General features: G+C 50.5%; 9 protein-coding genes. 2 read left to right on the top strand and 7 right to left on the bottom strand.

Translation table 11 applies throughout. From position 1 onward, the window contains the following. Positions 1–3: 3 nt before the first annotated feature. The 7 genes from SH467x_RS06860 to SH467x_RS06830 all read right to left on the bottom strand — a co-directional run bounded on the left by SH467x_RS06860 (position 4) and on the right by SH467x_RS06830 (position 9,906). The gene (locus SH467x_RS06860; RefSeq protein WP_482370535.1) at positions 4–3,129 is read right to left on the bottom strand and encodes a type I restriction endonuclease subunit R; all 3,126 of its coding nucleotides are present in this window, start codon (positions 3,127–3,129) and stop codon (positions 4–6) included. After that, on the bottom strand, positions 3,126–3,950 hold the full coding sequence (locus SH467x_RS06855) for a GIY-YIG nuclease family protein (RefSeq protein WP_482370534.1): 825 nt from the start codon (positions 3,948–3,950) through the stop codon (positions 3,126–3,128). Before SH467x_RS06855 ends, SH467x_RS06860 begins: the two co-directional genes overlap by 4 nt. Further along, the gene (locus SH467x_RS06850) at positions 3,950–4,783 is read right to left on the bottom strand and encodes a hypothetical protein (protein ID WP_482370533.1); all 834 of its coding nucleotides are present in this window, start codon (positions 4,781–4,783) and stop codon (positions 3,950–3,952) included. The genes SH467x_RS06855 and SH467x_RS06850 overlap by 1 nt, the downstream gene beginning before the upstream one ends. A 176-nt stretch (positions 4,784–4,959) precedes the next feature. Beyond that, positions 4,960–5,190 (bottom strand): hypothetical protein, encoded by a 231-nt coding sequence (locus SH467x_RS06845; RefSeq protein WP_482370532.1) that lies wholly within the window; start codon positions 5,188–5,190, stop codon positions 4,960–4,962. A 203-nt stretch (positions 5,191–5,393) separates the two neighbouring features. Continuing rightward, positions 5,394–6,653 (bottom strand): restriction endonuclease subunit S, encoded by a 1,260-nt coding sequence (locus tag SH467x_RS06840; protein WP_482370531.1) that lies wholly within the window; start codon positions 6,651–6,653, stop codon positions 5,394–5,396. Beyond that, the gene (locus SH467x_RS06835; RefSeq protein WP_482370530.1) at positions 6,644–9,073 is read right to left on the bottom strand and encodes a type I restriction-modification system subunit M; all 2,430 of its coding nucleotides are present in this window, start codon (positions 9,071–9,073) and stop codon (positions 6,644–6,646) included. Before SH467x_RS06835 ends, SH467x_RS06840 begins: the two co-directional genes overlap by 10 nt. Positions 9,074–9,219: 146 nt before the next feature. Further along, the gene (locus SH467x_RS06830) at positions 9,220–9,906 is read right to left on the bottom strand and encodes a hypothetical protein (RefSeq protein ID WP_482370529.1); all 687 of its coding nucleotides are present in this window, start codon (positions 9,904–9,906) and stop codon (positions 9,220–9,222) included. Between the two features lie 234 nt (positions 9,907–10,140). Here SH467x_RS06830 and SH467x_RS06825 point away from each other — a divergent pair, with 234 nt between their 5' ends. Together SH467x_RS06825 and SH467x_RS06820 are read left to right on the top strand one after the other, a co-directional pair. Then, entirely contained in the window at positions 10,141–15,081 is a 4,941-nt protein-coding gene (locus tag SH467x_RS06825; RefSeq protein ID WP_482370528.1) for a DUF4011 domain-containing protein, read from the top strand. 495 nt (positions 15,082–15,576) lie between these two features. Beyond that, positions 15,577–16,482, top strand: a complete 906-nt coding sequence (locus SH467x_RS06820; protein ID WP_482370527.1) for a hypothetical protein — start codon at positions 15,577–15,579, stop codon at positions 16,480–16,482. Positions 16,483–16,775 lie beyond the last annotated feature (293 nt).

Genomic DNA, 16,775 nt, shown 5'->3' with positions numbered 1-16,775 from the left:
GCCTCAATAATCTGGTTGCGCTTTGATGATGAGAAACAAACGCTCGACTTCCTCGACGTTCGGTATCACGCTGTAAATCGCTTGTTTGACAACAAGCTCTTTCGCTTGAACCCCGCGCCAACCATCGGGTCGTTGAGCTTTCACGACTTCGTCGAGCCTTAGAGTCAGCGAAGCATACGGGTCGAGATCGATACCGTACTGCGGCATCGTCTCCGCCAGTTGCGTGTTCGCGATAATGGTCTCCATCGCATCGCTCTTGAGGTTGTTGTACAGAGCTTTCTTGCCGGGGGTATTCAAGACTTTGGGCAACGTGTCGGCATGCCCCGCCTCGACTTGCTTTACCAGCTCCGCCACCCGTTTGAGGTATTCTTCGTACTCAATCGCATTATCCTTCCGAGCTGCGATTATCTCATCCAGTAAGGTCGACATCTTCTCGAAGTAAGCCGGATCGTTGAGATGCTCTTTGATAATCTTTCGGCGAACGTTGTTTTCGATCGTCTCGGCAATAGCTCCGCGATTACCTTTGAGAGATCCAAGGGTTGTAGCGATCGCTTCTGCGATTCCTGTTTTGACAATCAGGTTGAGCAAGCCCATGTTATCGAACGGAGATATCTTGCGAGGCTCCGATGCCTGGACATAGCTGTCGATCAAATGACGCATGTCGGCCTCGTACGCTTTAATGTCGAGATTCTCACCGCTCGCTCGTTTAATGAACTCGCGAATGGTCAAGTAATGCGTCTGCAGTCGCTGGATCCGACCGATATCCTGTTTCGTGTACCCAGCAGCTTCCATATCCTCCGCTAAATTCGCATACGCTCGCACAAACGCCGCTGTCCCTTTGTAGAGCGCTGATCGCTGCGGCTCTCGTTCGGTCAAATCGGTCGGAATTTCGACGTTCCCGCAGAAGTAATGAATATACTCCAGCTCCCCTTTGGGAGGCTCCACCGGCTCGCATAATAATGCCAATGCCTCGATGGCTTGGTCTAGATTCTCTTTCCCCTTGGTCAAACGATCCTTTATTAGGACATCAGGCGACGGACCGGCGTCGCTTCGATCCAATTCGGAGGTGTAGACGGCGATTGTCTTTTCTACCTTCTTAAACAAATCCTTATAGTCGACGATGTAGCCAAAGGTCTTATCCTCTCCGTCGAGCCGATTGGTTCGGCAGATAGCTTGAAAGAGCCCATGGTCTTGCATCGATTTGTCGATGTAGAGATACGTACAAGAGGGAGCGTCAAACCCGGTGAGTAGCTTGTCCACAACAATGAGGAGCTTCATGTTGGCAGGTTCCTGTATGAACCGCTGCTTGGCCTCATCTTCGTAGGTTTCGGTCTTCGTCTTTCCAGGCTTTGGCGACACCCCCTTGAGGATCTCTATGTACGTGTTGTACACGAACTGCTTGTCGGTCTCGGTGTTCGCCCCGGTCTCCTCTTTCGTGACGTCCTGTGTTTGTGGATTGTACGACGTAATGATCGCGCACTTCCCTTTGAGGGGCGTTGACTGAAAAAGAGTAAAGTACTTTGTCGCTTCGTATATGCTAGACGCTACGAGTATCGCATTTCCTCTTTGGAATGAGAGTCGCGGTTTCGTGTTAAAGTCGTGGACGATGTCCATGACAATGCGGTCCATGCGATTGCGGGAGCTCAACACCGCTTGCATGGTCCCCCATCGCCTTTTGAGTTCTTCCTTTTGCCAATCGTTGAGACCTCTCGTCCGCGACTCAAACCATTCATCCACTTTCTCCGGGGAACCAAGCCATTGGTCAATGTCCCTCGCTTCGTATACCAGATCCAGAACGATTTCGTCTTCGACTGCTTCGCTGAACTTGTAGGTGTGGATGTAATCACCAAACACCTCCAAGCTTGTCGCCTTGTCATTTTTCAAAAGCGGGGTCCCGGTGAATCCGATGAACACCGCGTTTGGAAGCATCGCCTTCATGACTCGATGCAATCGCCCGCTCTGTGTTCGGTGGCATTCGTCAACAAAGACAAAAACGTCTCCGACAGTGGCTGTCGGCTGCGACTCCAGATCGCGGAGGAAAGCATCCAAATCATCGACATCGCGTCGACCGAATTTGTGTACCAACGAACACAACAATCGAGGCTTGGCCTGCCCCAAAAGGCTCATCAGTTCGGGGCCGCTGCGGGTCCGTTGGATCGGCTCCCCTGCATCGCAAAACACCCGTTCAATCTGCTTGTCCAGCTCGTCCCTGTCGGTGATGATCGCGACGCGCGCGTTGGGATTGTTTTCCAAAATCCATTTGGCGAGAAGCACCATGACGATGCTCTTACCGCTCCCCTGCGTGTGCCAAATGATCCCCCCGCGTCGGTCCCTAACATGACTCTGAGCTAGCTTGATTCCCTTGTACTGGTGGAAGCGAGGGAGTTTTTTCACTCCCCCATCGAAGAGGACAAAGTCGTAGATAAGTTCTAAAATCCGATCTTTGCGACACATCTTAAGAAGATATTTGTCGAGTTTGTACTGCGAGTTATCAAACTCGTCTTCCTTCCATTGAAGAAAGTACTTTTCAGGAGTCCCGATTGTCCCGTATCGCAACCCCTCTGAGTCGTTACCCGCAAATACGAACTGGATCGTGCTAAAAAACCATTGGTTGAATTCAGGTTTCTGGTTCGAAAGGTTCTGACGAATTCCATCACCGATCGTGACACGGCTATTCTTTAACTCCAGGATTCCAATCGCGATGCCATTCAAGTAGAGAACAATATCCGGTCGACGCTCGTGCCCACCTTTCAATGTGACCTCTTCGGCGATCGCGAAGTCGTTTCTCTCCGGATGTCGCCAATCGATTAAATGGATCGTCTCTGTCACCTTACCCGATTCCGTTTTTACCGGTACGCCGTAGCGGAGCAAATTGTAAACAGCTCGATTGTTTTCGTAGAGTGATCGGTTGGGATTATCCGCATCCAGGCGGAGCAAGTAGATCGCACGACTGATTTGCGTATCCGAGTAGCCCGACTTTTGGAGTGCCTTGGAGAGGAGTCCTTCGTCGATGTTCGAGTTGCCTAGCCGATCCGACCAATTCCCAAGATACCGGTACTCTAGATCACGTTGAAAAAGCGCAATTACTCGGTCTTGAGTAACCCGTTCGGATTTACCGATATCGTTCATGAGCGTCTTGATCCGTTCAGTCCAAATCTTCTAGTCTGCAAAACATCCATCCAGTAGCTTTCTCGCTTCAAGATGTCGATTTCGGAGGCGTGGGTGTCTGCAATTTCCAAAATGGAATACTGAAAATGCTGTGAATACTCCGAACCATTTTCAACTATCAGCCGCTTTAGATCAACATTGCCGCCATGGCCATTCGTTGCGTAGGCACACCAACGTTGCCAAATCCCCTCGGAACCGGACGCCTTGCCAACGTAGTGTTTTCCCGTCGACATGTCTGTAATGAGATAGATTCCCTTGATGTGCTCAAGTGGCTTATGCCAAGAGGGAATCTGCTGATGGACGATCGTCCGCAGCGTTTGGTGGCTGATAACGACAGCGTTGTATCCAGGGAAATCTGCAATAGACAGTGGTTCACGTCTGACTTCCACGATTGGGAAAACGGTCTTCTCTGGTTGATACCAGATATATGCTTGGCGAGTTCTCGTGTGACTGACGATGACTCTTCCGACCAACGCTTCTTGAGCCGGTAGCAGTCTTAGTTTGTAGAGATGGTGACCAAGAAACTTCGGATGGTCAACACGGTCCGTTTGCTTGAAAACACCAACAAACAACCACTCTCTATTTCCAAGATCGATAAGGCTCAAAACATGACTACAGTCAAAGTTGCGTTTCGTCTGATGTTCCTGCCACGCATTAAATCTTCCTGCGTAGAACTCGTCGATCGGGTGTTCATGACCATTCCAACCGGCTAAGTGAACTTTTGTATCATGCCAATCGATTTGCAGTCCGCAGGATTCAAGAATTGGGATCAACGTAAGCATTATGAACCGTTCGTTTCGATTTCCTCAGTCCTCTGGATGCTGCTTTCGCTTACTAGCTTAAGCTCCAAATTATTGATCGCCTTCTCCAAGTCTTGAAAGCATTTCGATTGCTTTGACTTTAGTTTTTCACCCGATTCGTCGACTACAGCATTAAATGCTGTGTCAAATTCCTCAACCGTGATATTCAGACTTTTGCAATTATCCTTAAAACTTTTCAATCCCTTTTTTACCGTGATAACGAAAGCAATTGCACTCGACTCAATTACCTCTGACTTGACTTTTCTTTGTCCGCCCGTTTCTTGATAATCGAGAACGCCTTTAAATGCCTCTCGCCATTCTGCGACCAATCGCAACGATTCGGCGTAGATCGCATAATTTCGAACCCGCTTTGCCAGTACATCTCTGAGTCCAGAATTTGGCATAGACGCGACTAGATTTGAGAGCAGCCCCAGTTGGATTTCGTTGCAGAATTCTAAATTCTGACTCGCAGCCAATCTTTCTGACTCGGTCGTCGCTTTTTCAAAAACAAATAGAGCATGTTCGCGAATCCCCGAGATCGAGTCTAGAATGGCCGCGTTAGATTGTGCTTCAGCCGCTCGAGATAGCTCCCACTGAGTGATCACCATCTCCCTGCGCTGGGCTGCCAACTCGTGCATTTGAAGGTAAATCGCAACGATCACACCAACCAGTGCCATACCGGAGAAAAGTGAATTGATCCAACCAAAACTATCTCCGTATGCAGACGCATTACCTGCTGAAAGCCCCCATCTCAACTTCCACGGATATCCATGCTCTGCCCACCAAGGGATCGATCCGAGAAGAATCCAAACCAAGATCAAGGTGATCGGAGCCCACCAAAAATGAACAAGTTGAGGTGGACCAATTTCTCCTAGTCTCGTTCGAAGTTCGGAAGGGTATCGCGCCAGATCGTCATCCCTAGGTCGAGTCGTTTGTTCTGGTTGGCCGACGTGGTTCATTGTGTCGCGTCTTTGCTGGGGGTGTGTAAAGTTTACTCAAACTGATTGATGTACTTGCAAATTCGAAAGTTGGTATGACTGTTTTCCTTCGAGAGTACACCATCACGAATGACCGCGACGAAAAGCTGCCTATTTAGGTACGGTTCTTTTTGATCGTCACCTTCCGTAGATGCCCATTCTTCGCCTTTCGAAGTTTGAAACCAAACAGCTGCAAATTCGTGCTCCGGTAATCCTTTAGTTTCTTCCTTAATTGCCTGAGCCATCGCAGTCTCATAGGCGTCCCAGTATACCGATCGCTCGAATTGGACTTTCACGCAAATTTCTTCCCTGGCATTCGTTAGGGGAGAGTCGTCACCGGAGAGGGTGTTGGTGTTCCTGCGAAGATCGCGAACCACACGACTGGAGATTCGAGTGCAAACTTGGTCAGCAAACTCTTTTACTACCCACCACTCATACATCCACGGAGTCATACTAATCTGATCCTCCCGGTGAGCAGCTCCTGCATCATCCCTTGTTTGACTTCAAGGGCTTTGGAAAGCTTCAATTCGAGTAATTGGATCTCGGTGTCCATGTCAGACAGGACGGTGGCGATAGCGGTTTGTTCGGCTGAATCAGGGATAGAAATCGGGAATTTCTTCAGCCACTTCAATTCAAGGCTTTCCACTGTTGTTCCAGCTTTCACACAAGTAGAAAGGATCTTCGGACCAGCATTCAAAAGCGACTGTAGCACAAACTCGCTTACGAGCCCAGGTTTAAGTATCAGACCCTTGATGTCTTGATTTATTGCCATTTCCTTCAGCAATAACGCTACCGGCAAAAAGCGACGTAGAATGCCACTTCGGTTAACGATAATGATAGAGCCAGCAGGCATAACGCTAGTTGCCGAATCTCTGATTGCCGTTTTCGTGATTTGCTGGCTGGTTTCAGTCAAGCGAGTGGATTTCACGTCGCCAGATGACACCCATGGGAAATCACCACCATACCAGTAATTTGCATTTGCCATTGAAGGTGTCATGCCTCCCATCCAGCGGCCCAGATCGCCCAGTGTCGCTTTCTCCCACTCCCCACTGAATGCAGGTAGTCGGCGTTTTCCGGTGAGCAATTCCTGCATGGCACCTTGTTTGATCTGACGTTTCTTAGCGATCAGTTGCTCGAGCGATTCGATCCACGCATCCGCATCTGATAACGCACCAGCGATCGCCTCTTGCTCAAGGAGAGGAGGCAAAGGAATTAGAAATCGTGCAAGGTCAGGACAGCTAACTACGGGTTGGGCACCTTCCTTTTGACAATCGATGATTTGTCTCTTGCCGAATGGACTTTCCAAAAATGCGGCGATGTAACGTTTCGCGGCTTTCCTAGGATCAACTGCGATTCGGCTGGTGCTACGCGAGAGAATTGCGCCATCAAGCCATTCGGGCGCAGAAACAACCTGCCCAATTCCCGCTCCAACTATGGTCATTATCAAGTCACCGCTCGTGATTCGTGCGTTTCTATATTGCTTTTCCAATGCACTGTTGATTCGATGCATGTCTTCTGGCCCCGTCCATCCTTTGGAGTAGTCCTGGCTTCGAAGCATTAACTGTCCTTGAGGTACAAATTCACCCGGCTGCACGACACCGTATCGAACCGGTCTAGACGAATCTAATACGCTTCGCAAGGTGGTAACTAACCAGTCGCTCGGTATCAGCCCCACTTCCGTTTGCTTGTATCCCTTCTTCACTGCCATGCGAATCCCATCCTCTCTAGGTGTGCTCGCACCGTGGATTCCATCGCATCGGCTTGCTCCACCAGCACTGGAAGCGGTTTGTCGTATCTCTCAGCAAGCTCCTTCACTCGCTGCGTAAGCGTTTGACTGATAAGATCCATCTCGCCGTGTATGTCGGTATCAATCGTCGCTAACCACTTATCGTCGACCACCAGGGTTTTGACGTCAGCTTCACTCAACTTGGCGTATTGGGCCAGTGCCTTGGCATCGAGTGCTGACTCCAAGTCTTTCAATTGCTTCTTGAGGTCAGCTTCTTTGGTGTTGAGGTCAAGCCACTCGGTCAGGACCGCCAATTCCTCTTTGGCTTCCTTGTCGCCTTTGATCTCTTTGATCCGAGCAGCCACGTTGGCTTTGTTGACCTTCTCCAGTTCCGCGAGCAAACCCTCCTCACCACCATGCTCTTCTTCGATCTCGGCCATTTTGCTTAATAGTAACTCGAGTTCGGCAGCCTTGGCGTCAATCGCTTCCTGCTCTTTGGCAAAGTACCTGACCACGATCAGCGACTTTGGGATCAAGTCGCAAGTCCAGCCTTTGTCCTTTTGCTTTCCCTTTTTGTCAGTCTCTAGGATGCGAGTCGGTTCGGCTTTCCAACCATCGGCAGAAATCGCGTAGCAATCGTCCTGCATCGCTACCGACCAGTAGTCCATCAAGTGCTGGTAGATGTCATAGGCGTCGAGGATCGACAGATGGGATTGAAGGATCGAGAAGTCGCCAGAAGGCCTGTAGTGCTCGAGCAAGCTTTCGGACAACTTGGCGATCATTTGCTTAGGATGGAAGCCTAGATTGAGTCCCTTGAGCGCCTTGGATGTTTTCTCACGCCAAGCGGCAAAGTGGTCATTCATCCCACCGATGAAGGCAGTGAACTCAGGATGCTCATAGATCGTCTTGTTGATGTCGGCCTTGTCGACTTTCAGGTCGAGGTAGCCTTTCCGATTCTTTTTGAAGAGCGACTTCTGTAGGTTTGGGCAGACGGCCCAGTAGCGATCGAGAGCTTGGACGTCGGCTTCGGGAATTCCGCCCTGGAGGTGACCAGCGATGTCTTGCAAGTCTTCGGATTGCTGGCTGTCAATGTAGCGAGGTAGGTTCAGGTTGTAGTCGTTTTTTTCGATCTCTTCGATTGACACCAGCCGCGAGTAACGGCGTAGCTCGGTCTGTTTGTTGAACACATCGACGATCTTGTGGATATCCTGATCGCGCAGCCGGTTCTTTGCCCCATCCTTCATATAGCCCGCGCTCGCATCGATCATAAAGATCCCCTTGCGCGCCTGCGCATGCTCCTTGTCGATCACCACGATACAAGCTGGGATGCCAGTGCCATAGAACAAGTTGGCTGGCAGACCGATGATCCCTTTGATGTAGCCTTTGCGGATCAGATTGCGACGGATGTCGGCTTCGGCATTTCCTCGGAACAACACCCCGTGGGGGAGAATACACGCCCCCTTGCCAGTCGATTTCAGCGAACGGACGATGTGGAGGAGGTAGGCATAGTCCCCTTGTTTGCCAGGAGGGAAACCAAAACCGGAGAAGCGGTCGAAGGGATCGTTATTGGGATCTAGTCCTGTGCTCCAGCGTTTGTCGGAGAATGGCGGATTGGCGACCACGAAGTCGAATTGCTTAAGCGAATCCCCTTCTTTGAATTTCGGATCGGTGAGCGTGTTGCCTTGGACAATCGACGCCGTTGGGGTGTTATGCAGGATCATGTTCATCCGAGCCAGAACTGTGGTGGCCGAGTCCTTCTCCTGCCCGTAGAGCGTGACAGGAGTCGGCGCCTCGTGTGCGACTTTGAGGAGCAACGAGCCCGAACCGCAGGTCGGATCGCTCACCGTCGTGGCAGCACTGGTCTTGGTTGTCGAGATCCCGATGATTCGAGCCATAATGAGGCTGACTTCGGCAGGCGTCAGGAATTGGCCCTTGCTCTTGCCGCTTTCAACCGCGAAGTGCCGCATCAGGTATTCGTAGGCATCACCGAGGATGTCATCACCATCGGCTCGGTTCTTGGAGAAGTCGAGTGCGGGATTTTCGAAGATTGCAATGAGGTTGGTCAGGCGATCGACCATTTCCTTGCCGCTGCCGAGCTTGGACGGATCGTTGAAGTCGGGCATGTCAGACAACTGGTTCGCGCTGGCCAGCGGGGCGACGATCTTTTTGTTGATCTGGTCACCGATGTCAGCTTTCCCTTTAAGGGCAACCATATCTTGGAACGAGGCACCGCGTGGGATCTGAATCGGGGCAAACGGTTGCCCGGCGTATTTGTCGCTAACGTATTTGATGAAGAGGAGCACCAGCACGTAGTCTTTGTACTGGCTCGCATCCATACCCCCGCGGAGTTCATCGCAGCTGGACCAAAGAGACGAATAGAGCTCAGACTTCTTCAGAGCCATGCGGACGCTTTCTCATTCGAGTATTCCGATCGCTTGATCCCCAAGCGACTGAGCCCACAGTTTAACAAACCGCTGCTGCGTAGGTAGACTTCATGGAGTTTACGATTCCCTATTCGCAGGAATCCAGAAATCGAAAGGAATTCGGACTAAGCGTATTCCTTCAAGGCCGCAACAAGATCATCGTACTTCGTCACGTTACCCGGTGAGAGACATACATTCTGAGGGCTGTTGAGCCGAATGATTTGATCGTAACTCGCAAGCTCAGGAACCAGGGCGCACCACTGTTTCATCGCTCGCATGACCACAACCTGTCTCCTGCGCTGGATCGCTTGGCGGAGCAAATAAGCAGAATAGGCTGAAGATGGGACCAGTCCATCGTCCGAGTACTTGCGAGGGATGGAGGTATAGCGTTTCGAATGGTACGGAAATAGTTCCATGCAGAAGATCCCACTCGAGACCGCATCAAGGCCGCAGGCCTCGATGAGCCGCCGCGCCTTCTGCCGCCACCACTGCGAGCCTGGGGAATCCGCAAATCGAGGATCAAAGTAGTAGTGGGGGTATTCCATTGTTTCGTGCGTCCGTGCTCGTTGAATCGAGCTAACAAAATCCTCTCTAGCGTGCCAAACTCGATCGGTTTCCGAGAATCCAGGATTGAGGATTAAAATGTAGACAGGGGCGTCTACATTGCCGAAGAAGGGCTCTGGTTGGAGGTCTGTTTGAACCGTTAGGTCTTCACGCCCTTGGTAATGGCGGTTGAACGCCTCTACGGCTGACTGATCCTCTTGCAGGATCATTGGCACGGTGGAGGGCAAATCAGTCCAGGGATTCTTCATGGGCGTGTTCGAAACGGAAAGAGTATTCGTAACATTAATCTAGATTATCGAGATCTATAGTACTCGCAATGCTCGCGATGACTACAACCAGGGATTCTGGTCGGCTGATGATTGGGACAATTCCAGAGGTTGGGAGGAAATCGGAAGCATTAGTCATTACAATGGCATGCCCCGAACAAAACGGAGTTTGTTGCCCGCACTCCTTCAGGAACGATTTCCCGATTTCACTGCCCCATGCAAGATTCCAGTCTGTCATTACCAAAAGAGCTTGAGAGATTTCGAGGCAAACTGCTCGATCTGAGCCTTCGAAATCCCCTTCTGAACTACCGAATTAGCAAACGAAAAACGATCCAACTTACCGACGAGCATGCCGATGACGTATATCGAAAGCTAGTGCAGTCGGAAAGAGCTTTGATGCTTCTTCCCGATCCTGACTTGGATGGGGAATTGGACACCGCGGAACCCTCTAATGATCCCAATAATGCGTCCCCATCCAATCAACCAAAATTCGATAATCGGTCGAGTCCAGACAGCCCGCGAGCAAAACGCCGTCGTCTCGAAAATCAACTCCAAACGTCTCTTGGGACCGTCAAATTTCAATCGATTGCCCGTGGGATGGCGAGGGATGCTAAAACATCGATTGAAGAAACGGGGATCAATTATCTGCATTTAGCGATCGGGTTCTTGCGATGGCACGACAATGAGACCAGCGAGAGCGATCTGCGCATGGCACCGTTGCTTCTCGTGCCAGTAACGATCCAATCAACGCTCAGTCCGAACGGAGGCTACGAATTCAGTTTGTCCTGGAACGGGGACGATGTACAGTTCAACGCGAGCCTTCGTAAAAAGCTGGAGTCTGACTTTGCAATTGCGATTCCAGAATTCCAGGACGAACAAACTCCCTCCGACTATTTCTCGAATGTATCGGCGGCCGTTCAAAACAAGAAGAGTTGGAGTGTCGACGCTCAGCTCCTCCTAGGTTTTTTCTCGTTTCACAAACTGTCGATGTACATGGACATCGATCCTGCGAAATGGAAGGATACAACGGCGCTGTCGGAGTCATCTCTGGCAACGCGACTCATTTCAGGCGGAGAGCAACTCGGCTCCGGACTCTACGCAGAAGAGTACGACGTCGATGATCATGAAATAGCTAAGAAGATAGCATTACCACTGGATGCGGATAGTTCTCAGCAATCAGCCATTGCTGACATTGCCCAGGGAAAGAGCTTGGTTATCGAAGGGCCGCCGGGTACCGGAAAGTCCCAAACGATCGCCAACGCCATCGCTCACGCGATGGAGCAAGGTAAGAGCGTTCTCTTTGTCGCGGAAAAGATGGCGGCTCTAGAGGTTGTGCATAAGCGACTTGCTCAAGCAGGACTCTCCGAGTTCTGCCTGGAGTTGCATGGGCATGCTGTGGCTCCCAAGAAAGTGATGGAGTCCCTCGCCACGCGAATGACGGGGGAGATGAAGCCGAACAACAAAGACGGAGAATCACTTCGAAGATTGGAAGAGTGCAAAGGGAAGCTTCGCGATTACTTACGAGCCTCATCGAAGTTGGTTGGCCCCTACAACGAGCCACTCTATTCATTGTTTTGGCGCATTGTAAAACTGCGACAAGATGGAGTTCCCATCAAGCGAGATATTCCTTGTGAAACCGTCGTAACGCTCGATTCCTTCGAGAGTGCATGCGAAGCGCTAGATGCGTTCTCGCAAAACTCTGCGAGCTATGAGAATCCCACTAAAAGTGCATGGTGGGGATACTTCCCAAAGGATCTTGCCCCTACCGAGGCATCTCGTATTTTAAACGAGATCTCGAAATTGGAGGGCCAGGCGAAGAACTTGAATGAAGTCCTCGTCCAATTGCAGGAGATCTTTGGAGAAAACCGTTCCCGAGTAAATCAGTTCCTCTCAATCAAAGATCCGAAGGCTCTTGAGTTGCTTGCGGATACAGCCCCAGTCGCTACGTTGATACCGTTCGAAAATCTGTGCGAACCAAAGCTTTGCGAACGCATTCACAAACTGGAAGCCGCGCATCGACGAGGAAACGAAGCTCACCAGAAGCTTTCTCTCAAGTTGATGGATGTTACGCAGGACCTACCCCAACTCATCCACAAGCTAGATGGTACGGCATTGACGCATCTGAAGCTTTTGCCCGACGATGTTGGTTACGAACAACTGCTAGCCATTCAAAGATCGTTAATTCAAACCAACACACTGCTTGAACTTCATCGCGATCGAACGGCTGCGTGGAAGCGACTTGGTCTGGACGGTGCATCAAGAGTTATCGACCTGGATCGAACTATTCAGATCATTCATCTGTTCCAACACCCTGTGGTCGCTGAGCTTGACGCGATTGGCTCAGATTGGTTCTTGGATTCTTTCCGTACGAGTCTTGGACGAATCAAAGCGCAGCAGGACTCTCTTCTGAAACGCAGGGAAGAGATATCGAAGGCTTTTCATCTGGAGTCAGTCCCAGATCGAAACTCACTTTTAGATCTAGTCAAGAAGCTCCGTGCTTCGGGTGGCTCCTGGCTTTCCTGGTTCAATAGCGAGTATCGTCTCGCAACAAAAGAACTTCGGGGGTTTACTAAATTCCCTTCGAGATACACGTTTGCCAAGCGAATGGCTGCGCTCGAATCTCTTTTGAGTTTTCATAAGGAAGAAAAGGGGTTTCAGGCTGACCCATCCAATCATCGAATGCTTGGACAACTCTTTCAGGGACTTGAAACGAACTGGGAGATTATCAAGACGCACTTCAGTTGGGTCGCAACCGCAAAAACCATGGGGCTCGACCATGCAAAAGTAAATTCGCTCTTGAAGGTACGATCAGAGCTAGCTCTCGGTCAGTCCGTTCAGAATCTCAAGCTCGATTACCAGCAACTGAAGGATCAACTTTCTTCCGAGCATTCGAAACTGCTCGGGATTGGTGGCGATGATGCCTTGAACCAGCGAGTCGAGAATCTAATCAGTCGAGCAGAGTCCGTTTTGAAGGCCATTCAGCAGGCAATAGCCATTGCAGAATTGCTGAAGCAACGCCAGTCGGCCACCCTCGGCGAGCTGCTAGATATTCATGCGACAGGGGAGGCTTATCAGCAATCGATAGCCGACGCAAAAGAGCTTACCGATATTCCCGGCGATTCGCTGATGCAAACCGCGACCGAATTCATCCTGCAACAGGGAGGAAGCTTCGCTCCAACGCTTGAATGGCTCGATCGATTTCAAACGACTTACAATGATCGGCTACTTGTTCCGTCGTTGGATCGGCAGGGGGCACGTGAGCTATCGTTGTTGCTTGCCACGCTGTTTAAGAAAGCATGGAAGATTTACGAGAACTGGAATGAGATCCGGACGCGAATTGCTGGCAATGCCGAATGCGAAGACGCTTGGCTTTCCTCTTCGAACAATGGAATCCCGAGGACTGATCTCACAAACACACTTGAGAATCTACGCAAAGAGGAATCCCGGCTTCCTGCGTGGCTTGCGTTCTGCCGAACCTATGAAAGATGCAGGCGTGCAGGTGTTAACGGATTCGCCATGGCAGCTGCTCGGAATGAGATCGATGATTCCCAGCTTTCGGATTGCTATCGCGTCACCTTGTTCAACCAAATCGCAGAAAATGAGTTAAGCCAAAATGATATTGGGTTTCACTTTACCGCTGCAGAGATTGAGGACATTCGCGCCAACTTCCAAAAATTCGATCGTCAATCGATGAATGCAAAGTCGATTGAGATTGCTCGAATTGCTCGTCAACGTAACGCGCCTGAGGGGAATGGTCGAGGGCGTGTCTCGGAGTTCACCGAGATGTCGTTGATTCGTCACGAGATAAGTAAAAAGACTCGACATTGCAAGATTCGGGATCTCATGACTAGAGCAGGGAACTCAGTTCAAGCATTGAAGCCTTGCTTTTTGATGAGCCCTTTGTCGCTAGCCCGTTACATTCCGAACGATAGTCTCGAGTTCGATCTTGTGATTATGGACGAGGCATCCCAGATCAAACCCGAGGATGCCATAGGCGCAATCCTGCGAGCCAAACAATTAGTCGTCGTTGGAGATCCAAAGCAGCTTCCGCCGACCAGTTTCTTCGACCAGTCAGACGAGGAAATCGATGATGAGGAAGCAACTCAGTTTGATAACGCAGAATCAGTACTGGAAGTAGCGCAACGTTCGTTCCAGCCGTTCCGGCGACTTCGCTGGCACTATCGCAGCCAGCACGAAAGTCTCATCCAATTCTCCAATAGTAGCTTTTACGACGAGGATTTGGTTGTTTTCCCATCCCCAAAGGGAGTAATGGGAGGCTATGGAATCGTAGCGCACTACATCGAGGGAGCTTCGTGCAAAAAGGGGGAAAACCTGAAGGAGGCGGAAGCACTCGTTGCAAGAATCCTCGACCACGCGTCCAAACATCCTGACGAGTCTCTCGGTGTGGCGGCTTTCAATCGCAAACAGGCTGAGATGATCGAAGAGTTGCTTGATAAAGCGTGTGATCGGGATCCTGAAGCAGCAAAGGCGATTGCAAGGATGCGTGAGGGAGACGACGGTCTATTCATCAAGAACCTCGAAAGCATTCAAGGGGACGAACGAGATGTTATCTACATCTCCTACACCTACGGCCCAGACCCCGTGAGTGGGAAGCCGCTGCAACGCTTTGGGCCTATCAACTCGGACCTGGGTTGGCGCCGATTGAATGTGATGGTGACTCGGGCTCGGAAGCGTATGGAGGTATTCTCATCGATGCAACCATCCCAGATCCACCACGGTCCAGAGAAGAGTCGCGGCGTGAATGCGTACCATGATTTCCTAGAGTTTGCATTCACAGGTGCGATGCGAACAATCGGCTCGGCTTCTGGTCGTGATCCAGATTCTCCTTTCGAAGAATCGGTCGCTCGAGTAGTGATGTCGATGGGTTTTGAACCCGTCTTTCAAGTCGGCGTTGCAGGGTTCTTCATCGATATCGGAGTAAGGAGAAGGGACGGTAACAAAGAGTATCTTCTCGGAATCGAATGCGATGGTGCAACCTACCACTCCTCCAAGTCGGCACGCGATCGCGATCGTCTTCGAGAAGAGGTCATCACCAGTCGGGGTTGGAAACTCCATCGAATCTGGTCAACAGAATGGTTCCTCAACCAAAAAGCTGAAGAAGAACGACTGAGGAAGGTCCTGCAATCAACCTTGTAAGTAAAGAGCGACAAATGATGACAATCAGAAAGTAAATAGCACTTGCTTTCGCCGTAATACCGTTACGTTCAAAGAAGAAATTTCGAAAGCCCGATTGCCATGAGTGAATCACTTTGTATCGAAGTTGCGAGAATTTCCGACGGGGACGCCGTCCTTAGTATCCTGTCGCTTGCAAATTCCCCCGCAGGCCAGCGTCTGAATATTCTGCAAATCGACTTTTTCGTAGGCGAGCAACTTTCGCTGAGTCGCGATCAGTTTGAGCAGAATGAGGAGTTGAGCGTGCTGAAAACTCTTCAGGGAAGAACGATTCGAAAGATCTACCTCAGAGAGAATCCGAGTCAATCAAAGGGTGTTCTCTATTCGAGAAATCTCGTAACATCTCAGAGTCGTGATAATCGCAACTCGCTTTTTGATCAAATCGAAATCTATCCGGGGGCACACAACGAGGGTCCCTTATCCCGAGTTGACTTCGCGAGGCTAGCGGAAGCGACTCAGTTGGCTTTTCGGAACGTTTCTGTAAAAGATCTCGGAGACTTGTTGGGGCCGGATGTGCAGAAGCACTTTGTTGCAAGGGAAGAGGCACTTTCGCGACTTGAATTACTCGCTGCGAGGATCCTTGAGGGTTCCACACAACAAAGAAGAGAGTTAGATGCAGAATACTTGCAGAAAGTAAGGCAACTCGAGGACGACAGGACTCGCCAGTTAGGGGACTTTGAGAAACAGCATTTGGTAAGACAACAGGCACTTGCCGATCGTGAGAATGAACTAGAAAAGAAAATCCAAGCCTTAGATGATAGATCAAGTACCCATGTCCGGCGTGAGTTGCGACAGGCCATATCGAATGCTGTGAAGGATCAATCTCGGCTACGGCTTTCGACTGATACCGGTAAGCGTCGCTGGGCAGTCATTGCGGCTTACATCTCTTTGTTGCTTTTTACTGGAGTTCCAGCAGTTTTCTTCCTTGCGACGGGCCATGGGCAAGAATTTGAACCATGGAGCTTCGGAAGACAGGTTGTCCTGTCAGTTTCATTCATTTGCACTACAGGATTCTTTATACGTCTACTCAACGATTGGGCAGAAAAAAGTGCCATGGAGGAGCAGAGACTCCGGCAGACGGAAATCGACATTGACAGGGCGAGTTGGCTGGTCGAACTGATTTTTGAATCCAAGTCGCTCAAGGGAGAAGAGCTTCCGGGAGAATTGATAGGACAACTAAGCAAGAATCTCTTTGGCTTCGATCAAAGGTCAAAGCAGATCTCCAACGCGGCTGAGACTCTCGCTACAGCCTTGATAACGTCAGCAAGCGGGATAAAGCTCAATCTTCCTGCTGGCTTGGGAGAGCTTCGTCTCGATGGCAATGCGATAAAGAAGATGAAGAAGACCGAGATGGACGTCGAGTAATAGCAATTGGCGAGGCGGATCCACTGGACGCGAGGGTTCCAATGGAATTGTCGCAGGGACAGGACGGCGACCTCCTGCGTTGCATCTCGACTAGTCGAAATCATGCTTCCCAATCGTGACACTTGGTATTACTTTGCTTTATTGGTTCGACCGCAGCTATTGCGAGATCGTAGATCTTGATTTGGACTGAGGTTGGTAGAGTCGGCCAGACGGCGATCAAAGCGCGCAGTGCATCGCTCGATTGTGCTTGGAAGTTGGGCAGAAAATCGTCGTGCGTCGGATAGTGCGTCGCG

This window comes from Brakhagea slesvicensis (assembly GCF_052161625.1).
Lineage (GTDB): Bacteria > Planctomycetota > Planctomycetia > Pirellulales > Pirellulaceae > JBKCUI01.
This window is presented reverse-complemented; position numbering and strand designations above follow the sequence as displayed.